This window comes from Nocardiopsis valliformis DSM 45023 (assembly GCF_000340985.1).
Lineage (GTDB): Bacteria > Actinomycetota > Actinomycetes > Streptosporangiales > Streptosporangiaceae > Nocardiopsis > Nocardiopsis exhalans.
The window spans coordinates 355,180-379,179 of the sequence record NZ_ANAZ01000003.1; the positions used below are offsets into that span (position 1 = coordinate 355,180).

Here is a 24,000-nt window from a genome sequence, read left to right on the forward strand (position 1 = left end):
ACGGACAGCCTCATGCACCCTTTTTCGGACCACCGGCACACCTGTGTGTTCGTGCCCGAAGCCTCCGGCTCTCCTCGGCGACCCGTGGCCCCGACCACCATCGGCCCACCACGCAGACCAGGGGAACCCCATGCTCGATACCCGACTCCAACGCCGCTCCCAGCTCGCCCTGAACCAGATCAGCAAGCGCTACGGCGACCACACCGTCCTCGACCGCGTCAGCCTCACGATCAGCCCCGGCGAACGCGTCGGCGTGATCGGCGACAACGGCTCCGGCAAGAGCACCCTCCTACGCCTCCTCGCGGGCGAGGAGGAACCCGACAACGGGGAGCTCACCGTCCGGGCCGCGGGCGGTGTCGGCTACCTGCCCCAGACCCTCGAAAGAGTCTCCGGCGGGATACCGAACGGCACCGTCGGCGACGCGATCGACGCCGCGCTCCAGGAACTCCGGGACCTTGAAACCCGCATCCACCGGGCCGAAGCAACCCTCGGCGACGCGACACCGGAGGAACTCGACGCCTACGGCGACCTCCTGACGGAGTTCGAGGCACGCGACGGCTACGACGCCGACGCCCGTGTCGACGCAGGCCTGCACGGCCTGGGCCTGCCCGGCCTGGACCGGGACCGTCCGCTGCGGACGCTGTCCGGCGGCGAGCGTTCGAGGCTGGCCCTGGCCGCGATGCTGGCCGCCTCACCCGAACTCCTCCTGCTGGACGAGCCCACCAACGACCTGGACGACCGTGCGGTCTCCTGGCTGGAGGAACGGCTCCACAAGCACCGGGGCACCGTCGTCGCCGTCACCCACGACCGGGCCTTCCTGGCCGGGGTGACCGACACCGTCCTCGAAGTGGACACGGACACCCACCAGGTCAGCCGGTACGGCAACGGGTACGACGGGTACCTCGCCGCGAAGGCGGCGGCCCGGGCCCGCTGGCTCCGCGAGTACGAGGACTGGAAACAGGACCTGGCCAGGCAGCGGCGGCTGGCCGACAACCACATCGCCGCACTACAGGCGATCCCGCGCAAGATGGAGAAGGCGGCGTTCGGCCACGGCGCGTTCAAGATGCGCGGCGCGGCACACGGCTCCATGGGCCGGATCCGCAACGCCAAGGAGAGGATGGCCCGACTGACCGCGCAACCTGTGGCTCCGCCTCCGGTCCCGCTCCAGATGAGCGCCGAGTTCGCCGGCCCCCTCACCGAAGAGGAGGCGAACCCGCCCCCGGTCGCCGAGCTGGAACGGGTCCGGGTAGACCACCGGCTGGACGTGCGCGCCCTGTCCCTGGCACCCGGTGAACGGGTCCTGGTCACCGGCCCGAACGGGGCGGGCAAGACCACCCTGGTCCGGGTCCTGTCCGGGGAGCTGCTCCCGGATACCGGCCGGACGGGCCTGCCGGAGCGGATCGGCCTGCTCCGGCAGGAGAACGCACCGGTGCCCGAGGGCCGGACCGCACTCCAGGCCTACGCGGTCGGACGCCCGGGCCAGCCCGAGGAGTACCGGGACGAGCTTGCCGCGCTCGGACTCTTCCGGGTCGGCGACCTCGACCAGAAGGTGGCTTCACTGTCCGTGGGGCAGCGTCGCAGGATCGAGGTGGCCCGGCTGACGTCGGGCGCCCACGACCTGCTGCTATTGGACGAGCCGACTAACCACCTCTCCCCCGGCCTGGTGGAGGAGCTGGAGGAGGCACTGGCCCACTACACGGGCGCGCTGGTGCTGGTGACACACGACCGGATGATGCGCGAACGCTTCACCGGCCGTCACCTGGAGCTGCACGAGGGCGCCGTGATCACCGACTCCGAAGAGCGGTGATGTCGACCGGGCGCTATATCGATGAATCTCTTTGTCGACATTTTGGCCAGTACATAAGTCGACTTATGTACTGGCCAATACCCGCGCCTTCCAGATCCAGCTCACCCACGAGGGCGGCCGCGTCTACACCGAGGCCTCGAAGACCCTGGTCGAAACCCTGGAGGAGGCCACCGGCGAACACACCCCACTCGCCGGGCTCCTCCACCGAAACCGCTCCGTCGACAAGTCGACGAATCAACCCGGAGCCATGTCGACGAATCGGCTGTAGTGGCCCTGGAAGGCGACGGTCACGTCGGCGGTGGGGCCGTTACGGTGCTTGGCCACGATGATGTCCGCCTCGCCCGCCCGCGGCGACTCCTTGTCGTGCACGTCCTCGCGGTAAAGCAGGATCACCATGTCCGCATCCTGCTCGATGCTGCCCGATTCGCGAAGATCAGACACTTGTGGGCGCTTATCGGTACGTTGTTCCGGTCCACGGTTGAGCTGGGACAGTGCGACCACCGGGACCTCCAGCTCCTTGGCCAGGAGCTTGAGGGAACGCGACATCTCGGAGACCTCCTGCTGACGGCTCTCCACCCGGCCGGGTGAGCTCATCAGCTGGAGGTAGTCGACGATCACGAGTTTGAGGTCGTGCTGCTGCTTGAGGCGGCGGCACTTGGCCCGGATCTCCATCATCGACATGTTCGGCGAGTCGTCGATGAACAACGGAGCGCTGGCCACCTCGCCCATGCGTCTGGCCAGTCGGGCCCAGTCGTCGTCGGTCATCAGACCGGACCGCATGGTGTGCAGCGGCACCCGCGCCTCGGCGGAGAGCAGACGCATGACGATCTCGTTGCGCCCCATCTCCAGACTGAAGAAAACGGACGCCATGTCGTGCTTGATAGACGCAGCACGCGCGAAATCCAAGGCCAGCGTGGAGTTGTGGGTGGGCACCATCGATCGCGTGGCGAGGAAGAGGTGGTCCGGGTGATCGACCTGGACACACCGCACCGGCACACTGTCGATCAGACGCACATCGGTGATGAACCTCGACCCGATGCGCGAGTAGGAGCGGCCTGCCGATCGCTCCCGGTGCGCGGCCTTCTTGCGTTCGGTCCCGAAGACCTCGCACTCGGAGCCAAAGGTCAGGGTGTAACAGACCGAGCTTTCCTCAGTCCGTCCCTTGACCCTCTTGGTCGACAGACCGGTGCGGTACCCCAGGCTGTGCGCCAGCTCCCGGAAGTCCATCGCCAAGCGCTCGCTGGTGACGGCGAACTGCGCCGACCCGCTCGCGTTGACGGTGCCGTCACTGTCCAGGAGCCCGGCGAGGAGAGCCCTCCGCTGCGCGATCGAAGAGCGCAGGTATGCGGTGGGGATGTGCTTGTTCCCCAGAACCCCCAGGGTCCGTAGCAGCGCCTGGACACTCCCCTGGTCAGCGGTGCACTGGCGGCACCGGGAGCTGGAGAAGCAGGGGCGGCCGCAGTCGGGGCAGCTGGTGTGCGGAACCGGCTCGGACATGAAGCGGGCCTTGCCTCCGCAAGACTGCCCGCAAGTACGCACATGCGGCAGTTCCGGGATGAAGCCGACCCCGCAGACGACACAGGTCTTCTCTACGGTCTCGACCTCCTCGGTCGGAAGGAAGACCCCGTGGGCCATCGTCGCCCGGCCGACCGGTTTGGTCACCAGCCCTTCCGCCTCGATGTTGGTCAGGACTTCCTGGTCGTCGGTGGTGATCCGTGCTGCTTGAGAGGCGCCATCGCCCAGCCAGATGCCCAGGAAATAGGGCGGCAGGGGCAGATCCCGTTCGGGCAGGTCCAGAGGTTCGGTGTTGTTCACCGAGTGGTTCAGCCTGCGGTCAGCCGTCTCCAAGCGCACAGTCCGAGCAATCTCCGCCGTGGTGCGAACACCCGGCAGGACCTTGGGGGCAGTTCCCTTGGCCCGCGCCTCCTGCACCGCTCGACGAGAGGCCCGGGTGTCGGTCAACCACTGGTGCTCGGCGTCCGCCACCACCACGGTGCCGTCGTCGAAGGTGATCTCGTAACAGGGACGATCCCGCATCACGTCCGTAGCGGCCACGACTCGGGTGGGGCTGCCGTCCGCCGCGACGAGTTCGTCACCGACCTGGACCTCACCCATGGTGGTCCAACCGTCCGGGGTCGGCAAGGGTGTGTCCAGCGCCAGAGCCTTACCGACGGCCGGTCGGGCGGCGATGATGACCATCTGGCCGGGGTGGAGGCCGTTGGTGAGGGCGTCGAAGTCGGCGAAGCCGGTGGGGACACCGGTCATGCTGCCGTCGTTGGCGCCGATCGCCTCGATCTCGTCCAGGGCACCGGGCATGATGTCGCCCAGGACCACGTAGTCCTCGCCGGTGCGCTTCTCCGCGACCTTGTAGATCTCGGCCTGGGCGTGGTCGACGAGGTCGTCCACCTCGCCGTCGCCCGCGTAGCCGATCTGCGCGATGCGGGTGCCGACCTCGACCAGGCGGCGCAGGACAGCGCGGTCCGAGACGATCTTGGCGTAGTAGCCCGCGTTGGCCGCGGTGGGGATCGCCTCGGTGAGGGTGTGCAGATACGGCGCCCCGCCGACCCGGGTGGCCTCGCCGCGCTTGGTCAGCTCCGCGTTGACGGAGATGGCGTCGACCGGCTCGCCCCGGGAGAAGAGGTCGACGACGCTCTCGTAGATGATCTGGTGCGCCGGGCGGTAGAAGTCGGCGGAACGAATGATCTCGACGACCTGGGTGATGGCGTCCTTGGACAGCAGCATGCCGCCCAGGACACTCTGTTCGGCCTGGATGTCATGGGGTGGGGTGCGCTCGTATCCGCCTTCTCCAGGTGGTTGCTCAGCGACACTCACGAACTTCTCCCCACACCGGCCGCGTGCGCCGACCCGGATCGAGCCGACCCTTCCAGGATGCCCCATCCCCGGTGTCCAAGGCGCCGTGCGGGGCACCTGTGGACAAGCCCTTACCACCACATCCGAAGCCCTGTGGGGCATTGTGCACAGAGGTTATGCACATCACCTGTGGATAACTTTGCCGCGAGTCGCCCATAGCCCATTTGAACTGGGAAAACGCAGCTGTGGCCAAGACGTGCAAGATGTCTCACAGGGCGGCTTTCCACAGGTTATCCACAGGCTTCGGCGGGCCTGTGGACAACGCCACAGCGGGACTCGAACGCCTGTCCGGTACTGTGGCTCCGTCATGGCAACTCTGCTCTCGGCGGCCCCCTTCCGGCACCGTCACGACCGTGAGATCTTCGCTCTCGCCGTCCCCACGTTCTTCGCGCTCATCGCCGAACCCCTCTTCCTGCTCACCGACTCCGCGATCGTCGGCAGCCTGGGCACCCAGGCGTTGGCCGGACTCGGGATCGCCGGGCAGGTCCTGCTGACCCTGGCCGCGGTGTGCGTCTTCCTCGCCTACGGAACCACCGCCGCGGTGGCGCGCAGGTTCGGCGCCGGTGACATCCCCGGCGGTGTCCGGGACGGGGTGCACGGGCTCTGGCTCGCGATCCTGCTGGGGATCGCCGCGATCGGGATCGGCTGGCCGCTGGGCCCGTGGATGATCGATCTCCTGGGCGCCTCGCCAGAGGTCACCCCCTACGCGCTCACCTACCTGCGGATCAGCCTGCTGAGCACACCGTTCCTGCTGATCGTCATGGCCGGGACCGGGGTGCTGCGCGGTCTTCAAGACGCCCGGACCCCGCTACTGGTGGCGGTCGCCACCTACATCGGCAACGCCGTGCTGTGCGCGCTCTTCGTGTTCGTGTTCGACTGGGGCATCGCCGGTTCGGCCTGGTCGACGGTACTCGCCCAGGGGGCGGGCGCGTTCTGGTACGTGGCCGTGATCGCCCGGTCGGCCCGGCGCGAGGGCGTCTCCCTCCTGCCGACCCTGCCCGGGCTGTGCGCCTCGGCCTCGGCCGGTTTCGCACTGTTTCTGCGCAGTGTGTCGATGCGCGTGGTGGCGCTGGTGACCACCGCCGTCGCGGCCCGGCTCGGTGACGAGTCGATCGCCGCGCACCAGGTCAGCTACAACATCTGGGCCCTGCTGGTGTTCGCGATGGACGCCATCGCCATCGCCGGGCAGTCGATCGTGGGCCGCTACCTCGGCGCCGGTGACGTGCGCGGGACCAAGGACTCCACCCGCCGTATGGTCGAGTGGGGTGTGATGTCCGGGCTCGTGTTCACCGCCGTGGTGTTCCTCGTCCTACCCTGGGCTCACATCCCCTTCACCTCGGATCCGCGGGTGGCCTCGCTGATCATGGCCTCCCTCGTGGTGGTGGCGCTGATGCAGCCGCTCAGCGGGGTGACGATGGTGCTGGACGGCGTCCTCATGGGGGCCGGTGACCAGCGCTACCTGGCCTGGGCGTCCCTGTGGACGATGCTCGCCTACCTGCCGTTCGCCCTGGTCATCCCCCGGCTCGCCACCTCCGAGGTGGGGGGCCTGGTGGGGCTGTGGACCGCCTTCGCCCTGTGGATCCTGGCCCGCGCCCTCACCCTGGGCCTGCGCGCCCGCGGCGAGGCCTGGCTGGTCACCGGCGCGACCAGGCACTGAGGCGTTCGGGCGCGGAGAAACAGCGAACCGCCCCTGCGGCGGGGAGCAGGGACGGCTTCGTCGGGTCAGGCTCTACTTCCAGAGAGCTCTGCCGCTAGAAAGCTCTGCCGCTAGAAAGACGTGTCCAGGTCCCCGATGGCGGGGCCGTGGTAGAAGGTCGCGACCCGCTCGGAAGTCGGGACAGCCGGGTAGGTCGGCAGCTCCTCCAGGGTCAGTTCCCGGCCGACGTGCCTGCTCAGGTGGCTGAGCTGTTCGCGCAGCCTGTTCCCCACGTCGTTGCGCAGCTTGGGGAGCATCGAGTAGAGCTTGTCGCCTGGGCAGTTGGTGGCGTTGTAGTCGCGGTGCCCCACGATCGCCTCCTGCGGGTCCAGGCGGTACACGAGGCACAGCCAGGCGCAGGTACTGACCAGGGAGGACATGAGCGCCCCGGGCGGGGTCGCCGAACTGTAGGTTCCCTCGTTCTCGATCCCGATCGTGTGCGAGTTGTGGTTGGCGGTGTGCGCGCCGATCACGTGCCCGCCTTCACGGATCGCCTGGAGCGACTTGTCGCGGCCCTCCATGATGTGTCCGCCGCGGCTGATCGTGAGCTGCTGCCCGGTGTCACTCCACCCGTTGCTGTCCATGTGATAGCGCTGGATGGCCCTGGACAGCGCGGCGGCGTGACTGGTCGACATGTCGGCCACGTTCCCGGTCGCGGTGTGGTGCACGACGATGTGGGTCGGCCCCTGCGCCCTTAGCGCGATGTTCGCCTTGGGAGCGCGGGCCCCCCAGTCAGCCCGGGTGTACACCTTGGGTATCGCCGCGGCGGAGGCCTGGCTCGCCACCGACACACCGAACGCCCCGCCCAAAAGCGCTCCCCCGGCGGCCAGAGCGGCCCCTCGAAGCATCGTCCTGCGGTCCACCCCCAGGGGGTGGTCGGTTATGGGTCGTCTCTCAACGGCCATCGGTATGCTGTCCTCTCCGTGCGGAGCATCGCGGGACGCGACGCAACACAGAGAACACGCTAGATTACAAAGAGTAATCAAAGGGTGGTTTTCAGTACTTCGGCGTGTTCCGAAAAGGCCCGCTCCGGGCAAACGAAAAGCCCCGCCCCTCCGAAGAGGCACGGGGCCAAGCGACCGGAACGGTCAGCGCGAGGCTAGGGAGACAAACCCTAGGCGCCGACGATGTCCAGCTTGATCGTCGCGGCGACCTCGGGGTGCAGGCGGACCTGGACCTTGTGGGCACCGACGGACTTGATCGGGTTCTTGATCTCGATCCGGCGCTTGTCCAGCTCGGGACCGCCGGTGGCCTTGACGGCCTCGACGATGTCCGCGGGCGTGACCGAACCGAACAGACGACCACCCTGACCGGCGCGCTGCTTGAGGCGCACGTTCAGCGCACCGACCTGGCCGGCGACCTGCTGGGCCTCGTCCAGGGTGCGGATGTCACGCGCCTTGCGGGCGCGCTGGATCAGGTCGATCTGCTTCTGACCGCCGCGGGTCCACCGAATGGCGAACCCTCGGGGCAGCAGGTAGTTGCGACCGTAACCGTTCTTCACCTCGACGACATCGCCGGGGGCTCCGAGACCGTTGACCTCGTGGGTCAAAATCAGCTTCACGACAAAAACCTCCCTCGGATATCGCCGCTAGCGAGCGGTGCTGGTGTAGGGCAGCAGGGCCACCTCGCGCGCGTTCTTGATCGCCGTGGCGACGTCGCGCTGGTGCTGCGTGCAGTTGCCGGTCACCCGACGGGCACGGATCTTGCCGCGCTCGGAGATGAACTTACGGAGAAGCGTGGTGTCCTTGAAGTCGATGTAGGACTGCTTCTCCTGGCAGAAGAGGCAAACCTTCTTCTTGGGCTTGCGCGCTGCCGGCTTAGCCATCGTGGTGCTCCTTCGCAAGAGCCCCGGGGTCTTCCCGGGGATGGGCTGGGACAAATGAAAGGTGACTCGGTCCCAGGTGGAACCGGGTCGGGTGTTACGTGGGGTGGACGCCGTCTAGAACGGGGGCTCGTCGGAGAATCCTCCGCCGTTACCGCCACCGAATCCGCCGCCGCCACCGCCGTTGGTCGCCCACGGGTCGTCGGCCGGGGCACCACCGCGGCCGCCCTGGCCGCCCTGGTTGCCACCGAATCCGCCGCCCTGGTTCCCGTAGCCGCCGCCCTGGGGCTGTCCGCCCTGGGGCTGGCCGCCACCGAATCCGCCGCCGCCCTGGTTGCCGCCGAATCCGCCGCCACCCTGGCGCTGCGTCTTCGTCACCTTAGCGGTGGCGCTACGCAGGGCCGGGCCGACCTCTTCGACGTCGATCTCGAAGACGGTCCGCTTCTCACCCTCGCGGGTCTCGAAGGACCGCTGCTTCAGACGGCCCTGCACGATGACGCGCATGCCGCGCTGAAGGCTCTCGGCCACGTTCTCCGCGTACTGACGCCAGACGGTGCAGGAGAGGAACATGGACTCTCCGTCCTTCCACTCCCCCGACTGCTTGTCGAAGGTGCGGGGCGTCGAGGCCACACGGAAGTTGGCGACCGCGGCTCCACTGGGCGTGAAGCGCAGCTCAGGGTCGTCGACGAGGTTGCCGACGAGCGTGATCTGGGTTTCGCCTGCCATGGATCGGCTCCGGTTCGAGATAGTTCGGGATCAGGCGGTTTCGCCTGCTCCACGCATCATCCACGTCCCTAGAGACAGAACAGTCCCAAGGAAAGAATCGGACGTGCGGGGTCAGGGGGTCGGGGCACCGGGGTGCCTAGTGAACCTCGGGACGCAGAACCTTGGTGCGGAGCACGGCCTCGGCGATGCCGAGCTGACGGTCGAGCTCCTTGACCGTCTCGGGCTTGGCGGTCAGGTCGATGACCGCGTAGATGCCCTCGGAGTTCTTGTTGATGTCGTAGGCGAGACGACGCTTGCCCCAGATCTCCGTCTTCTCGACCGAGCCACCGTCGTTGCGCACGACGGCCAGGAAGTTCTCCAGCGACGGGGCGACGGTGCGCTCGTCGAGGTTCGGGTCGAGGATGACCATGATTTCGTAACGACGCATAAGCGTACGTTCCTCCTCTGGACTGTTGCGGCCATGGAATCTCCATGGCAGGAGGGCAGGAGCCCGGCGCAGGCGCCGCCCCGGCAGGACCGGGAAGCACCGCACGGACTCTGAGCCATACGGGAACCAAGGTTACCAGCAGCGGAATACCACCGGTGCGGGGTTGTGGACAACGACCGAGGGCCGGTGTCGGCGGGTCTCCCCCGCCGGCCACCGGCCCTCGTCCGTGCTGCCTGCTACCTGCTGCCTGTAGGTCAGTCCCTCGGCCTGATCAGGCTGTTGTTGTTGCCGGAGTTGTTCTGGTCACCGCCGTCTGGGGGACCGGGGATACCCGGCTGGCCGTCGTCCTCGTCGCAGTGGTCTGGACGGACCCAGCCGTCGCACTCGTCCGGCTGCTCGGTATCGTCCTCGCCCTGGCACTCGCGGTCCCACCACTCGCACTCCTCCTCGGGCAGCTCCGTCGGCTCCTCGCTGGGCTCCTCGCTGGGCTCCTCGGCGGGCTCCTCGCTGGGCTCCTCGCTGGGCTCCTCGCTCGGGGACGGGGTCGGGAGGAACCTCCTGTCCTCGCCCACCCACTGCGGGGCCGGGAACTGGCGCTGCTCCTGCCCCTCCATGGCGACCTCCATGAAGGCCTTCCAGACCTTCGCGGAGGTGGTACCGCCGAAGACGTCGCCGAACTCGGGGCCGAAGTCCAACGAATCAGTGGCGTTGGCCCGGCTCAGTCCGACCGCGGTGGACAGCTGCGGTGTGTATCCCACGAACCAGGCCGACACGGCGTCAGAGGAGGTTCCGGTCTTACCAGCCACCGGGCGTCCGTCGTCGAGGGCGGCGTTACCCGCACCGCCTTCGAGCACCGCCTGCTGCATGGCGTACGTGGCGTCGGCGGCGACCCCCTGCGAGAGGACCTCCTCACCTCTCTCGAGCTCGTCCGCGTCGTCCGGGGTGATGACGCTTCCGTCGGCGCGCTTCACCTCGGTGACCATGTGCGCCGGGAAGTGCCTGCCCTCGGCGGCGAAGGTCGCGTAGCCGCTGGCCATGTCGAGCGCGTTCACCTGGTGGGTGCCCAGGGCGATGAGCGGACCGACCGTTGAGGTGGTCTGCCGATCCGGGTGCACGCCCATCTGGACCGCGAGCTCGTCCACGCGGGACTCGCCGACCTCGATCGCCAGCTCCACGAAGCTGGTGTTCACCGAATCGGCCGTGGACTGGATCAGGTCGACCTCGCCGTAGTCCCGGTCGCCCGAGTTGATCACCGGATTAGCCAGACCCTGGTATTCCTGGCCGCTGTCGCCGTCGAACTGGCTGCGCAGGCCGATCCCGTCCGAAAGGGCACGGGCAAGCACGTAGGGCTTGTAGGCCGATCCCGCCTGTGTCTGGTGCACCAGGGAGTTGTTGATCACCGTGGCGACGTCGGGACCGCCGTTGAAGGCCACGATCTGCCCCGTTTCCGGGTCGACCGCGGTCAGGCCGTGCATGGTGTCCTCGGCCGCGCTCTCGGGCAGGACGTTGAAGGCCTCCTCCGCCGCGTCCATCAGGTCGCGTTCCAGGGAGGTCTGGATGACCAGGCCCTTGGTGGCGATGTCGGCGCCGGTGACCTGTGAGCCCTCGTAACGGCGCTCGACCTCGTTGATCACGGCCTGGCGGACGTAGCCCAGTTTGGCGTCGTCCAGGCCGGCCTCGGGCTCGTAGGGGATGATGCTGTCCGGGATCTCCAGCTGCTTGGCCTCGGCCTCGGGCAGGCCGCGTTCGCCGCCGGTGTTCTCGTACATCTCGGCCAGCTGGCGCTGGACGTAGGGCCAGCGCTCCTCGTTGAGGTAGGTCTCCGTCCAGGAGCCCTCCTCGGGGTTCTCGAAGTTGCTGGGCATCTGGATGATGATGCCGAGGTAGGCGCCCTCGGCCCGGTCCAGCTCGCTCACGCTCTTACCGAAGTACCCCTGGGCGGCCATCTCGATACCCGAGGCGCCGCGGCCGAAGTAGATCGTGTTGAGGTAGGTCGTGAGGATCTCGTCGTGGTCGACCTGCTGGTTGAGCTTGATCGCGATGAAGATCTCGCGGATCTTGCGGGTCAGCGGCGGCTCACCGTCGAGCTCGGAGTAGTAATTACGCGCCATCTGCTGGGTGATGGTCGAACCACCGCCGGCCTCGCCGCGGGAGAGAACAGCACGGCCGATGCCCTTGAGGTTGATGCCCGGGTCCTGGTAGAAGGTTGCCTGCTCGGCGGCGAGCACACCGTCCACGACCTCCTCCGGGATGTCCTCCCGGTCGATCACGACGCGCTTGACGTCACCTGTGGTGAGTGCGAGCTCCCCTTGCTCCTCGTCGCCTGCGGCGGCCCACATGATCTGGGTGGCCGAGGAGTCGTTCTCCGCGTTCTTCTCCAGGTCATCCACATCGGGCGCCATGGCGTACAGCACCGCGAAGGCGGCCACGCCGCCGATGATCATCAGGCCGAAGACGGCCAGCGCGGGTTTCCAGGCCTTGGACAGGAAGCGCTTCCACCAGGGGCGGTCGTCCGGCTCGTCCTGGCGGGGGCGACGGCGTCCGCCGCCACCGCCGCGGCCGCCGGAGCCAGCGGCGGCACGGCCGCCCTGGCGGCGGCCCTCGGAGCGGGCTCCGTGTTCACGGTCTCGGGGGTCGCGGGGGCCGGACGAGCGGCGGCGTCCGCCGGCTCGGGGGTCGTCCGGGCGGCGGCGGGGGCGTTCGCCGTCCTCCGGGCGGCGGGGGCGCTGGCCGTCGGGGCGGCGGCGCGGCCGGTCACCGTCCTCGGGGCGGCGTCGGCGCTCGCCGTCGGGGCGGCGGGGCCGCTCTCCCTCGGCGCGACGGCGTCCGCCCTCAGGCCGGGGGCGCCCTTCGGAACGGGCTCCGTCCTCCGGGGGGCGGGTTCTGCGGGAGCGCGGGGCGGGCTGGTCGTCTCCCCAGAAACCGTCCTCGGAATCAGGTCGGCGTCGGCCGCCCGCACGCTCTTCCCGGGGCGGGCCCGTAGCCCTGCGCCTTCCGCCGTCGCCGCGCGAACCGTCGTCCGGGCCCTCAGCCCGGCGACGGCCGCCTTCGGCATTCCGTCGTCGTTCGGTACTCACGTGGTCCTCGATTGCCTCTCACGGCCGATCGGCCTGACGATTCCTTGGTGGAAACGGGGGTCGGTCCCCCTGGGGGATCGGTGATTCGCGACCTGTGGTGGTGAACCGGCGCGGCTCAGAGGCCGGTTCGGCCTGCTTCCACCGCTGTTGCCTGTCGTTCAAGGCTTGATAAAGAGACGCCCAGCCGGGGGCGAAGGTTTTCAACAGGTCGCGAAGACGTTAGCCGCTACTTCCTCCTGATCGTTGGCCTGCGGGAGCGCCGCCCCTGTCCCGTCGGTGTTCTGGGTCGACGGGAACGTCGCCGCGGCAGTGGCTTCGTTGGGGGCCTGTACCGGCCGCGCACGCAAATCAAGGGTCACGTTAGAGCGAGCGAACGGTATAGCACAACCCACGCGCGAGGGTATCGCGCACTTGGGAAGTCCTCGTCACCCTCTGCCAGGAACCTCCGGTCTCCGCAGTTCAGCGACTACGTGACCAGCGGGAGCCGAACATGTGATCGCGCTCACTCGATGTGTGCGGGGGTGCGTCGTCCCTGTTCGGCGGTGTCCGTGTGACATTGCGCGCGGACCTCCCGGCGCACGAGCGGCTCCGCGGTCACTACCGGTCACTTCAGACACCCTGGCCCCACCGGCCACATGCGTTCCCACCACGAAGCAAAGATAGAGTCACAGCAGAACAAACCAGCCAGACATGCACAGTTCTCCCCCGTAGCCGACGGCCGCGAGGGGGAACAGAACCGCGGTGCGCGCTGCTGACCACATACGGAATACGAACGCAGGATGACGAGACCCGGACCGCCGTCGGCGCGGGCCCGTCGCCGTGCGCTGTGGAATCCACGTTCGCGGAGAAGAAGGAGCAAGGACCAATGGGTTCGGTACGTGTAGCCGTCGTGGGCGTCGGCAACTGTGCGGCGTCGCTCGTCCAGGGTGTGCAGTACTACAAGGACGCCGACCCGGAGTCCCGGGTTCCCGGCCTGATGCATGTCCAGTTCGGCCCGTACCACGTGAGCGACATCGAGTTCGTCGCCGCCTTCGACGTGGACGCCAAGAAGGTCGGCCACGACCTGGCCGAGGCCATCGTCGCGAGCGAGAACAACACCGTCAAGATCTGCGACGTCCCGCCGACCGGCGTGACCGTCATGCGCGGCCCGACCTACGACGGCCTGGGCAAGTACTACCGCGAGATGATCCAGGAGTCCCCCGAGGACGCCGTGGACGTCGTCGCCGCTTTGAAGGCCACCGAGGCCGACGTCCTCGTCTCCTACCTCCCGGTGGGCTCCGAGGAGGCGGACAAGTTCTACGCGCAGTGCGCCATCGACGCGGGCGTGGCCTTCGTCAACGCGCTGCCGGTGTTCATCGCCTCCGACCCCGAGTGGGCCGAGAAGTTCACCAAGGCGGGCGTGCCGATCATCGGCGACGACATCAAATCGCAGATCGGCGCCACCATCACCCACCGGGTGCTGTCCAAGCTCTTCGAGGACCGGGGCGTGGTCGTGGACCGCACCTACCAGCTGAACTTCGGCGGCAACATGGACTTCAAGAACATGTTGGAGCGCGAGCGCCTGGAGTCCAAGAAGGTCTCCAAGACCCAGTCGGTCACCTCGCAGATCCCGCACGAGCTCAAGGCCGGTTCGGTGCACATCGGCCCGTCGGACCACGTGCCGTGGCTGGACGACCGCAAGTGGGCCTACATCCGCCTCGAGGGCCGCGCCTTCGGTGACGTCCCGCTGAACCTGGAGTACAAGCTCGAGGTGTGGGACTCCCCGAACTCCGCGGGCATCATCATCGACGCCGTGCGCGCCGCGAAGATCGCCAAGGACCGCGGCATCGGCGGCCCGATCCTGGAGCCTTCCTCCTACTTCATGAAGTCGCCGCCGGAGCAGTACAGCGACGCCGAGGCGCACGACAAGGTCGAGAAGTTCATCGCGGGCGAGCAGTAAGCAGCGGCTCGCCCAGCGAGCGGTAGCGCGAAGAGCGCTACAGCAGTGCATCCGCCCGGGGCCGCCACGGCCCCGGGCGGTCCGCGTTCCCCCGGACGGCCTAATCTGAGGGCGTGTCCTTCTTCGGTGATCTGCGCGTGGTCCTCCAGGGGGCCCGGTTCCGCCGGCTGTTCGGTACCCGGTTGGTCTCCCAGTTCTCCGACGGGATCTACCAGGCCGGACTGGCCGGTTTCGTCTTCTTCAACCCCGAACAGCACACGGGGGCCGGGGAGGTCGCCGCGGCCTTCGCCGTCCTGCTCCTCCCCTTCTCCGTGGTCGCCCCGTTCGCGGGTGTCCTCATCGACCGGTGGCCCCGCCGCCAGGTCCTTCTGCTGTCGTCCCTGTTCAAGGCCGTTCTGGCCACGGTGACGGCGCTCCTGGTCGCCAACGGCGAGGGGCCCGCGTTCTTCGTCGCGGCCCTGCTCGTGCTGAGCGTCAACCGCTTCTTCCTGTCCGGGCTCTCCGCGGGCCTGCCCTACGTGGTGCCCCGGGACAAGCTGATGATGGCCAACGCGGTGACTCCTACCTGCGGAACAGTCGCGAGCTCGCTCGGTACCGGCGTGGGCCTGGCCATCGGCATGATCGGCGGCGAGGCGGCGCTGGGCACCGGGACGATCCTGTTCGTGGCCGCGCTGGGCTTCGCCGCCGCCGCGCTGGTGTCACTCACCCTGCGGTACCGGGAGCTGGGCCCGCACTTGGAGGAGGAGACCGCGGAGGTCCGGGCCGCGCTGCGCAACGTGGTCAAGGGCATGGCCACCGGGGTCCGCCACATCTGGGATCGGGTGCCCGCCCGGGACGGCCTGCTCACCATCGGCGGCCACCGGGTGCTCTTCGGCATTTCCACGCTGCTGACGATGCTGCTGTACAACAACACGTTCACCGGCGGCGGCGTCGCCGGGATCGCCGGTTTCTCGGTAGCAGCGGGCCTGCTCGCCCTCGGCTTCTTCCTCGGTGCGGTGGCCACCCCGGCGGCGACCGCGCGGATCAGCGAGAGCGCGTGGATCGCGTCCCTGCTCGCCTCGGCCGCCGTGGCGCTGCTGCTCTTCGGTCTGCCCTTCTCCGCGGCCCTGTTCCCGGTGGCCGCGTTCGTGCTGGGCTTCGTCTCCCAGGCGGTAAAGGTCACTGTCGACACGTTGGTTCAGAGACATGTCGACGATGCTTTCCGCGGCCGGGTGTTCTCGGTCTACGACGTGCTGTTCAACGCCACGTTCGTCCTGGGCGCGGGGCTGACCGCGGGCCTGGTCCCGCAGTCCGGAGTGAGCGTCCCGGTGGTGGGCGGCATGATCCTCGCCTACCTCCTGATGAGCGCCGCCTGGACCGTCCGCGCCCGCCGCCTGTCCAGTCGCCCCACCGAACACGAGCCGGTCTAGCAAGGGAAGAGCTCACTCACCAGACCCCGGGGGATCTGTCGACTTGTCCGTCTATCCCCTTGTGGCCTTGTCGCCTGCCGCGTCTGCGGCGCTTTCTCCTGCGACTTCTCCTGCGACGGCCTCGTCAGCGGTGGTCTTCCGGTAGACGCGTAGGCCGCGGGACTCGTAGTTGGCCAGAGCGTGTTCGCCGTCCAGGGAACAGGTGTGCAGCCACACCCTGCGGGTGGGCTCGCGGTCGGCCCTGCGGGCGGCGAGGTCCCAGGCATGGCGAAGGGTCTCGGTGAGCATGTGGCCGCCTAGGCCCCGGCCGAGGAAGCCCGGCAGGAGACCGAAGTAGACGACCTCGACCGCGCCCTCGGGCTGGGCCTCCAGTTCGGCGTAGCCCGCCGGGGTGCCGCGGTCGTGGAGGACCCAGATCTCGACCTCGGGGCGCTCCATCCGGTCGCGCCACTCCTGGTCGGTCCAGGGGTTCCGGTCGATCCACTGGTAGTCGCGGCCGACCGTCTCGTAGAGGAACCGGAAGAGCTCCGGGCTGGGCACCTCCGCCTGGACGAAGCGCACGTCGCCCTCAGGCTCGCGCCCGGGCTTCAGCTCGGCGGGGTCAGTCATCTCCAGATACCAGGTGGTGTTCATCGCGCCATACTCCCACCGGCTGCGGGGCGGCTCCTTGGTCAGGTGGGCGGAGCCGGGACAGGCGACGTATCGACATGTCGCCGCATCGATCCGTAATTAAAGCGTCACCTGATGTAGTGTCCCCCGCAGGTATTCATAGAGCGGGGGATGGTGGCCATGGGCGAAGGTTTCGGACTCGGTGAACCCTCAGACGCCTTCGGGGTCCGGGCGGTCGCCAGGCGGGTCGAGGCGGTACGTCGCCAGTTGCCCGTACGCGGGGACCGGCTGCTCGACGTCGGTTGCCGGGACGGCGATCATGTCCTCGCGCTCGCCAGAGGGTACGTGCGGGTGGACGCCGTCGACGTCGACCCCGAGCGACTCAACGCCTTGGGCGCGCGCATCGCCGGGACCCCGCTGGAGGACCACGTCGGCGTGCACAAGATGTCCGCCGAGGCGCTGGCCTTCGACGCCAACACCTTCGACCGGGTCACTGCCTTCGACGTGGTGGAGCACCTCGATGACCTGGAGGGCGCGCTGGCCGAGGTCCACCGGGTACTCAGGCCCGGCGGCGCGTTCTCGCTGACCACCTCCAACCGGTGGTTCCCGTTCGAGCGGAACGGGGTCCGGTGGGGAGAGCGGCAGCGTTCCGGGCTGACGGCGCCGTTCCTGCCCTGGGTTCGGCCGCTGCACGAGCGGATGTCGCACGCGCGGTCCTTCAGCAGCCAGGAGCTCGGCCGCCTGTTGCGCGGTCACGGCCTGCGGGTGCGCGCGATCGACTACCTCATGCCCTCTGTCCCTGAGGCCCTCCAGGGCGCTTCGGAGGCTCTGGAGGGCACACCGCTACGGGTCTTCGGCGCGGCGATGGCGGTCACCGCGGTCAAACCCGGTCTCTGAGCCGGGCCCGGTATCCGAACCGCTCCGGCCCGCTCCGCCGGTTACTTCTCCTGGCGGCCTTCCTGCTCCAGGTGCTCGGCCGCCCAGGAGCGCAGCTCGGCGACGACCTTCTCCTTCTCCATGGGGCCGTTCTCCAGACGCAGCTCCAGGAGGTACCGGTAGGCCTTGCCCACCAGCGGACCGGGTTTGACGCCCAGGATCTCCTGGATCTCGTTGCCGTCCAGGTCGGGCCGGATCCGGTCCAGCTCCTCCTGCTCGGCGAGCTCGGAGATGCGGCGCTCCATGTCGTCGTAGGACCGGGCCAGCGCGGCGGCCTTGCGCCGGTTGCGGGTGGTGCAGTCGGCGCGGGTCAGGATGTGCAGCCGCTCCAGCTGGTCGCCTGCGTCGCGGGCGTAGCGGCGCACCGCCGAATCCGTCCACTCGCCCTTGCCGTAACCGTGGAACCGCAGGTGCAGCGCGACCAACGTGCTCACCTGGGTGGTCACGTCCTTGGGGAAGCGCAGCGCGTTCATCCGCTTGCGGCTCATCGACGCGCCGACCACCTCGTGGTGGTGGAAGGTCACCCGGTTGCCGCCCTCGAAGGCGCGGGTCCTGGGCTTGCCGATGTCGTGCAGCAGGGCGGACAGACGCAGGACGAGGTCGGGCTCGTGGCCGCGCTTGCGCTCCAGGTCCATGGCCTGGTCCAGGACGGTGAGCGAGTGCTCGTAGACGTCCTTGTGCCGGTGGTGCTCGTCGATCTCCAGCCGCATCTTGGGGATCTCGGGCATGACGTGCTCGGCGATGCCCAGGTCCACCATGAGCTCGATACCTCGGCGCGGGTCCGGGCTGAGCATGAGCTTGATGAACTCGTCACGCACGCGCTCGGCAGAGACGATGGCGAGCCGGTCCGCCATGTTCCGGGCGGCCGCGGCCACCTCGGGCGCCAGGGAGAAGCCGAGCTGGGCGGCGAAGCGGACCGCGCGCATGATGCGCAGCGGGTCGTCGCTGAAGGAGTCCTCGGGGCGGCCCGGGGTCCGCAGCACCTTGTTCCGCAGGTCCTCGAGGCCGCCGAAGGGGTCCACGAACTCCTGGCTGGGCAGGCGCACCGCCATCGCGTTGACGGTGAAGTCACGGCGCAGCAGGTCGTCGTGGATGTTCGTGCCGTAGGACACCTCGGGCTTGCGGGACTTGGGCGAGTAGTCCTCGCTGCGGTAGGTGGTGATCTCCAGCTGGAGGCCGCGCTTGCGCAGACCCACGGTGCCGAACTCGATGCCGACGGTCCACACGGAGTCCGCCCAGCCGTCGATCAGTTCCAGGATGCGCTGGGGCACCGCGTCCGTGGTGAGGTCCACGTCGTTCGAGGCGCGTCCGAGCAGCGCGTCGCGGACCGGCCCGCCCACGATGGCGAGCTGCTGGTCGTGTGAGTCGAAGCGGTCGCCCAGTTCCTCTGCGACGGGTTGGATCGAGTCGACCAATGCGGTGACCGCCGCCCGCTGCGCACCGCTGAGTGCGCCCGCGGACGTGTTCACCTGGGCGGACGGGTCCTGGGCAGCGTCGTTCTCACGCGAAAACTCTGTGTTCGGCACACCACGCAGGTTAGGGCATCTTCCGCGAGTACATACCCTGCTGCGCGGCGCCCCAGCGGCACTGTCGCTGCGCATCTCTCAGTCGAAAGCCAAACCCGGGCTTACTCCTTCTTCGGCCTTGCCCCAGCACCACTGTGACACCGCTCGCGACGGGCAGCACCCACGGAACACGCCCTGGCGGCCCCACGGGGTGACCGCGAATCAATTCGGTGCGACGGAGACCCTTTCGATACGCCCGCGGGGCCGTGGCGGCCCTGGTGCGGAACCCCCGGTGGATGAAAGGGTGGGCCGATCACGTCCCGCGAACAACGGGTCGGACCAGAACCGGGGTTCGGGGAACGCGGTATCTTCGGGTGGAGTGGTGGCACGTCACGGTCAGTCCGAGGCCACCAGCCCCGCTTCCGCCGAGCGCGCCGCGCGGGCACCCCGACCGGCCCCGCCCCACCTTCCGTATCCCTGGCGGGACGGACACCTGGACCCGAATCAGGAAACCAAGCGTTGCGTCGAACTGCTTCCGCGGCCGCGGTCATGGCCATGACCGCCGCTCTGCTTCCGATACCGGCCACCCTCTCGTCCGCATCGGCGGAGCCCGAGGAGGAGGGGTCGGCGGCCCCGCTCGTCGTGGACCGGATCACCCCGGACACCATCGGTGAGGACAGCACCCTGCGGGTGGCGGGCGAGGTGACCAACACCACCGGAGAGACCGTCGAGGACGTCACCGTCCGCATGCGGTACTCCAGACACCCCTTCACCTCCCGCGACGAGCTGGACAAGTTCGCCACCGGTGAGGACTGGCAGCCCAACGCCTCCGGGCCGGACGAGGAGTTCGACGGCGAGCTGGTGCCGGACGGCACCCTCGAGTACTCGCTGAGCACCCCGGTCGAGGACCTCGGCCTGAGCTCCTACGGGGTGTACCCCATGATCATCGAGGCGGTCGACGGCGACGGCGACGCCCTCGGCGCGCAGTACACCTTCCTCCCCTACACCGCCGACTCCGACGAGGACGACGTCCCGTCAGTAGACCTGGCGTGGGTCTGGCCGCTCATGGACGACCCCCAGCGGGCCGACGACGACACCTTCCTCAGCGACGATCTCCACGACTCCGTCGGCGCCGGGGGGCGGCTGGGACGCCTCCTCGAATCCGGCGCGCAGGTTCCCCTGTCCTTCGAGGCCGGGGACGAGGACCTGATCGAGGAGCTGGGCCTGGAGGAGGCCGAGACCTCGGAGGAGGCCCCGGCCGAGAACGCCACCGCCGAGGAGGACGCCGACTCGCTCACCCCCGAGGAAGACGAGGGGGACGAGGACGAGAACGGCGAGGACGCCGAGGGTTCGGACGAGGAGGGCGAGGCCCCGCCGGCCCGGACCGAGGACATCCCGGTGACCTGGGCGGTCGACCCCAGCACACTGGACGACATCCTCCGGATGGCCACGGCGGAGCACGAGGTGATCGAGGACCTCCTCACGGACCCGGCCGAGGAGCCGGTCCGGCACACGCAGGAGCCGAACACGGCCGCCCAGGTATGGCTGCGCGAGGCCCGCGAGGTCCTGGCCGCGGACACCGTGGTGGCCTCCCCCTACGCCAACACGGACCTGGCCGCGCTGCTGCGCAACGACATGAACTCCGACGCCCAGGCGTCGCTGCGGCTCGGGCAGGAGGCCCTGGCGCGTTCGCTCGGGCTCTCGGCCGACAACCGGTTCGCGGTTCCGGCCGAGGGGATCATGGAGGAGAACGTCCAGGAGCTGTTCACCGAGAACGGCGCCCACCGCTTCCTCCTGAACGAGGAGGCCGTCCCGCCCGCCTCCTGGATCTCCACCACCCCCACCGCACAGGCCCCGCTCCCCGCGAGCGGCGAGGAGGCCGAGGGCGAGGAGCCCTACGCCCTGGTCTCCGACTCCGGCCTGACCGACGTGCTCTCCATGCCCTCGTGGGAGCCCGGCGAGTCCACCCTGGCCCTCCAGCGGTTCGCCGCCGAGACCGCGATGATCGCCGGGGAGAGCACCGGCGACGACCGAGTGGTCATCGCCGCACCCGCGCCCGGCTGGGACCCCAGCCCCGAATTCGCCGCGGGCGTCCTGGACGCCACCGACAGCCTCCCCTGGCTCTCCCCCGAGCGCCTGGACCGGGTGGAGCTGTCCGACGCCGAGGACCGCGAGGAGACCCGCAAGGGGCTGACCTACCCGGACCACGCCTACGGCGACGAGCTCAGCTCCACCTACCTCGGCCAGATCGAGGACGTCGGCCGGGACGTGCGCCTGTTCAACAGCATCCTGGTCGGCGACAGCGATCCCTTCCGCCCGGCGCTCGTGCGTCTGGAGTCGGTGTACTGGCGCGATCGCGAGGCGATGGCCGGGGCCACCCGCTCCCTGGTGGGCCGGAGCGTGCAGAGCCGCCGGGAGGACGTGCGCGTCATCCCGGGCGACCCGGTCACCCTGGCCAGCAGCACCGGAACCACGGGTGTGCTCGTGGCCAACGACCTCGAGGACGAGGCCGTCTACGTCTATCTGTCCCTGTACTCGGAGAACTCCGAGCGGCTGAGCATCGGCGAGTACACGCACCACTTCGAGATCGCGCCCGGGGCCAGGACCACGGTCTACGTACCGCTGTCGGCCCGGATCAACGGCAGCACGAACGTGCAGGTCAGTCTGCAGAACGCCGCGGGTGAGCCGATCAGCTCGCAGGACACCGTGATCCAGGTGAACGCCACCGGCCTGGGTACCCAGGCGCTGCTGATCAGCGGGATCGGCCTGTTGATCCTGATCGCGGCTCTGGCGCCCCGCGCGCTGCGTAAGTGGGCCCGCAAGCAGGCGGCCAAGGCCAACGCCACGGCAGCTGCGGCCAAGGACGGCGACGGCGACGGCGACGCCAAGGACACCGAGGAACCCGAAGCCGTCGAGGCCGCCGAGACCAAGGCCGAAAGCACCGGAACCGCGGAGCCTGCGGAGCCCGGGGAAAGAGGATCCGAGGCCCCCGGGGCGGACAAGACCTCCGCCGGGGCCGGCTCCGACGAGGACACGGACACCCCCCGGGAAGCCGAGCCGGACACCCCCGCCGGTACGGAGCCGGACAGCGAGAGCCGACCGGACGGCAGCGGCGCCGGTAAGTGACCGCCACCTCTTGATCCGCGGCGCCGCCCCCGCGGCGCCGCGGCACGAACCTTCCCAGTCGGACGAAAGGAACCCTGATCCACGGTGGTCACCGACTCCCCGAACGGCGACGAGCAGCCCCCTCGTTACGCGCCCAAGCACCGCAGGTCCCCCTACGAGGGCACCATGCCGGGTGAGAGCCCTCTCCGCCCCTCCGGCGGACCCGCCCCCTCCTTCGAGGAGGGCGAGCTCCCCGCCCCCGAACCCGCCCCCGCGTCAGGGAGCGGATCTGGCCCCGACTCGGGCCCCGACTCGGGCTCCGACTCAGCCCCCGGGTCCGACTCCGGCTCCGACTCCGGGTCAGGCGGGATGATGCGCTCCAGCATGATCATGGCCGTGGGCACCATGGCCTCCCGCATCACCGGCTTCGCCCGCACCATCGTGCTGGCCGCCGCCATCGGCACCCACCTGCTCGGTGACGCCTACCACACGGCGCACACGATCCCCTTCATCCTGAACGACCTGCTCATCGGCGGCCTGATGGCCTCCGTGGTCATCCCGTTCCTGGTCAAGCGGCGCAAGCGGGACGCGGACGGCGGCAAGGCCACCGAGGACCGCCTGTTCACCTCGATGGTGCTAGCGCTGCTGCTGGTGACCGGGGCCGCGATCGCGGCCGCCGAGGTCCTCATCTGGCTGTACGGATCCCGGTTCACCCCGTTGCAGTTCGAGGCCTCGGTCTATCTGGCCCGCTTCCTGCTCTCCCAGATCTTCTTCGTGGGTCTGAGCGGTCTGCTGAGCGCCATGCTCAACACGCGCGGCAAATTCGGCGCCGCGGTCTGGGCCCCGGTGCTCAACAACGTCGTCATCATGGGCGTGGCCGCAATGTTCCTAGTCGTGGCGGGCCCGGGCCGCACCCCGGAGGACCTCGCCCCCGCCAGTTCCTCCATCGAGCTCACCCTGCTGGGCGCGGGCACCGCGGCGGGCATGGCCCTGCAGGCGCTGGTGCTGTTCGTCGCGCTCACCCGCACCGGCTACCGCTGGCGTCCCCGCCTGGACCTGCGCGGATCCGGACTCGGCGAGGCGATGCGCACCGCCGGGTGGATGATGCTCTACACCCTGCTGACCCAGGCGGGCCTGTGGATCACCACCAACATCGCCAACGCGGCGAACGTGGCCAGCATCGAGCAGGGCCTGGACGTCGGTGCCGGTATCAGCGCCTACAACCTGGCGTACCAGCTCTTCCAGCTGCCCTACGCGATCATCGCGGTCTCCCTGATCACCGTGCTGCTGCCCCGGATGAGCGCGCACGCCGACGACCGCAACTGGGAGGCCGTCCGCTCGGACTTCTCCCGCACCCTGCGGATCTCCGCGTTCGTGCTGGTTCCAATCGCCTTCGCGGTCGCGATGTTCGCCGAGCCGCTGTCGATCCTGGCGTTCGCCCGCGGGTCGGTCTCGATCGCCGACGCGGCCGCCATCGGCCAGATCCTCGCCGTGATGTCGCTCGGCATGCTGCCGTTCACCGTGTTCCAGCTGATGCTGCGCGTGTTCTTCGCCATGGGTGACACCAGGACCCCCGCCCTCATCGGCGCGGCCAACCTCGCTGTTCACAGCGGTCTGGCCCTGGTCGCCTACCTGCTCCTGCCGCCGAACCTGGTCGTGGTCGGCGTGGCTTCGGGCTTCATGGTGTCGTTCCTGTCGGGCCTGACCATCGCTGGTCAGATCCTCAGCCGACGCATCGGGGGACTTGACGGAAAGCACGTGATTGGCACATTGTTGCGCCTGCACCTGGCCGTCGTTCCCAGCATCGCGGCTGGCTTCGGTGTGCTCTGGTTCTTCGACACCCAGGTCGGGCCCGGCCTCATCACCTACATCGGTGCTCCCGTCGTCGGATGCGTCGTCGGCGCGCTGCTCTTCCTCGTGTCCGCCCGTCTGCTGCGCGTGCCCGAGCTGAGCGCCGCCGTGGAACTCATCCGCGGCCGCCTGCGTCGTTAGATGCCGTGACCCCCTCCGACCCTGCCCCGTCGGAGTCCCGTAGTCGTCCCAGCCAGAAAAGGACCACCCGACGGTGTCC

The 24,000-nt window shown here is 69.0% G+C and carries 16 protein-coding genes; 7 read left to right on the forward strand and 9 right to left on the reverse strand.

Annotation, left to right across the window (positions count from 1 at the left end; all coding sequences use genetic code 11):
- Window positions 1-130: 130 nt before the first annotated feature.
- Entirely contained in the window at window positions 131-1,807 is a 1,677-nt protein-coding gene (abc-f, locus tag D457_RS0104360) for a ribosomal protection-like ABC-F family protein (protein ID WP_017579424.1), read from the forward strand.
- Between the two features lie 234 nt (window positions 1,808-2,041).
- Here abc-f and dnaB read toward each other — a convergent pair whose 3' ends face one another.
- Entirely contained in the window at window positions 2,042-4,639 is a 2,598-nt protein-coding gene (dnaB, locus tag D457_RS0104365; RefSeq protein WP_026116317.1) for a replicative DNA helicase, read from the reverse strand.
- Between the two features lie 346 nt (window positions 4,640-4,985).
- Here dnaB and D457_RS0104370 point away from each other — a divergent pair, with 346 nt between their 5' ends.
- A complete protein-coding gene (locus D457_RS0104370; protein ID WP_017579426.1) occupies window positions 4,986-6,335 on the forward strand; it encodes an MATE family efflux transporter in 1,350 nt (449 codons plus the stop codon).
- Window positions 6,336-6,445: 110 nt separating this feature from the next.
- Here D457_RS0104370 and D457_RS0104375 read toward each other — a convergent pair whose 3' ends face one another.
- From D457_RS0104375 to D457_RS0104400, 6 genes are all read right to left on the reverse strand, one after another.
- Complete coding sequence (locus D457_RS0104375; RefSeq protein WP_039830930.1) at window positions 6,446-7,279, reverse strand: peptidoglycan recognition protein family protein; 834 nt, start codon at window positions 7,277-7,279, stop codon at window positions 6,446-6,448.
- Window positions 7,280-7,488: 209 nt separating this feature from the next.
- On the reverse strand, window positions 7,489-7,935 hold the full coding sequence (gene rplI, locus D457_RS0104380) for a 50S ribosomal protein L9 (protein ID WP_017579428.1): 447 nt from the start codon (window positions 7,933-7,935) through the stop codon (window positions 7,489-7,491).
- A gap of 27 nt (window positions 7,936-7,962) precedes the next feature.
- Window positions 7,963-8,199 (reverse strand): 30S ribosomal protein S18, encoded by a 237-nt coding sequence (rpsR, locus tag D457_RS0104385; RefSeq protein ID WP_026116319.1) that lies wholly within the window; start codon window positions 8,197-8,199, stop codon window positions 7,963-7,965.
- Window positions 8,200-8,313: 114 nt separating this feature from the next.
- Window positions 8,314-8,922, reverse strand: a complete 609-nt coding sequence (locus D457_RS0104390) for a single-stranded DNA-binding protein (RefSeq protein ID WP_026116320.1) — start codon at window positions 8,920-8,922, stop codon at window positions 8,314-8,316.
- Between the two features lie 136 nt (window positions 8,923-9,058).
- On the reverse strand, window positions 9,059-9,349 hold the full coding sequence (gene rpsF / locus D457_RS0104395) for a 30S ribosomal protein S6 (protein WP_017579430.1): 291 nt from the start codon (window positions 9,347-9,349) through the stop codon (window positions 9,059-9,061).
- 254 nt (window positions 9,350-9,603) lie between these two features.
- Window positions 9,604-11,793, reverse strand: a complete 2,190-nt coding sequence (locus tag D457_RS0104400; RefSeq protein ID WP_017579431.1) for a transglycosylase domain-containing protein — start codon at window positions 11,791-11,793, stop codon at window positions 9,604-9,606.
- Between the two features lie 1,498 nt (window positions 11,794-13,291).
- Here D457_RS0104400 and D457_RS0104410 point away from each other — a divergent pair.
- Together D457_RS0104410 and D457_RS0104415 are read left to right on the forward strand one after the other, a co-directional pair.
- Window positions 13,292-14,365: an inositol-3-phosphate synthase gene (locus D457_RS0104410; protein WP_017579433.1), complete on the forward strand. Its 1,074-nt coding sequence runs from the start codon at window positions 13,292-13,294 to the stop codon at window positions 14,363-14,365.
- A 113-nt stretch (window positions 14,366-14,478) separates the two neighbouring features.
- On the forward strand, window positions 14,479-15,774 hold the full coding sequence (locus D457_RS0104415; protein WP_017579434.1) for an MFS transporter: 1,296 nt from the start codon (window positions 14,479-14,481) through the stop codon (window positions 15,772-15,774).
- 51 nt (window positions 15,775-15,825) lie between these two features.
- On the opposite strand, the gene D457_RS0104420 is transcribed toward D457_RS0104415, so the two are convergent.
- The gene (locus D457_RS0104420; RefSeq protein ID WP_017579435.1) at window positions 15,826-16,407 is read right to left on the reverse strand and encodes a GNAT family N-acetyltransferase; all 582 of its coding nucleotides are present in this window, start codon (window positions 16,405-16,407) and stop codon (window positions 15,826-15,828) included.
- A 156-nt stretch (window positions 16,408-16,563) separates the two neighbouring features.
- Here D457_RS0104420 and D457_RS0104425 point away from each other — a divergent pair, with 156 nt between their 5' ends.
- Window positions 16,564-17,280 carry a class I SAM-dependent methyltransferase gene (locus D457_RS0104425; RefSeq protein ID WP_026116321.1) on the forward strand — a complete coding sequence of 239 codons (717 nt, stop codon included), beginning with the start codon at window positions 16,564-16,566 and terminating at the stop codon, window positions 17,278-17,280.
- 41 nt (window positions 17,281-17,321) lie between these two features.
- Here D457_RS0104425 and D457_RS0104430 read toward each other — a convergent pair whose 3' ends face one another.
- A complete protein-coding gene (locus tag D457_RS0104430; RefSeq protein ID WP_017579437.1) occupies window positions 17,322-18,845 on the reverse strand; it encodes a CCA tRNA nucleotidyltransferase in 1,524 nt (507 codons plus the stop codon).
- Window positions 18,846-19,373: 528 nt separating this feature from the next.
- Between D457_RS0104430 and D457_RS31860 the strand changes: the two genes are divergently transcribed.
- Window positions 19,374-21,950, forward strand: a complete 2,577-nt coding sequence (locus tag D457_RS31860) for a DUF6049 family protein (protein WP_017579438.1) — start codon at window positions 19,374-19,376, stop codon at window positions 21,948-21,950.
- Window positions 21,951-22,034: 84 nt separating this feature from the next.
- Window positions 22,035-23,921 carry a murein biosynthesis integral membrane protein MurJ gene (gene murJ, locus D457_RS0104440; protein ID WP_017579439.1) on the forward strand — a complete coding sequence of 629 codons (1,887 nt, stop codon included), beginning with the start codon at window positions 22,035-22,037 and terminating at the stop codon, window positions 23,919-23,921.
- Window positions 23,922-24,000 lie beyond the last annotated feature (79 nt).

Coding starts and splice junctions, on each gene's coding strand:
- abc-f (WP_017579424.1), top strand. CDS start 131: ATGCTCGATACCCGACTCCAACGCCGCTCCCAGCTCGCCCTGAACCAG.
- D457_RS0104370 (WP_017579426.1), top strand. CDS start 4,986: ATGGCAACTCTGCTCTCGGCGGCCCCCTTCCGGCACCGTCACGACCGT.
- D457_RS0104375 (WP_039830930.1), bottom strand. CDS start 7,279: ATGGCCGTTGAGAGACGACCCATAACCGACCACCCCCTGGGGGTGGAC.
- rpsR (WP_026116319.1), bottom strand. CDS start 8,199: ATGGCTAAGCCGGCAGCGCGCAAGCCCAAGAAGAAGGTTTGCCTCTTC.
- D457_RS0104390 (WP_026116320.1), bottom strand. CDS start 8,922: ATGGCAGGCGAAACCCAGATCACGCTCGTCGGCAACCTCGTCGACGAC.
- rpsF (WP_017579430.1), bottom strand. CDS start 9,349: ATGCGTCGTTACGAAATCATGGTCATCCTCGACCCGAACCTCGACGAG.
- D457_RS0104400 (WP_017579431.1), bottom strand. CDS start 11,793: ATGATCATCGGCGGCGTGGCCGCCTTCGCGGTGCTGTACGCCATGGCG.
- D457_RS0104410 (WP_017579433.1), top strand. CDS start 13,292: ATGGGTTCGGTACGTGTAGCCGTCGTGGGCGTCGGCAACTGTGCGGCG.
- D457_RS0104420 (WP_017579435.1), bottom strand. CDS start 16,407: ATGAACACCACCTGGTATCTGGAGATGACTGACCCCGCCGAGCTGAAG.
- D457_RS0104425 (WP_026116321.1), top strand. CDS start 16,564: ATGGGCGAAGGTTTCGGACTCGGTGAACCCTCAGACGCCTTCGGGGTC.
- D457_RS31860 (WP_017579438.1), top strand. CDS start 19,374: ATGGCCATGACCGCCGCTCTGCTTCCGATACCGGCCACCCTCTCGTCC.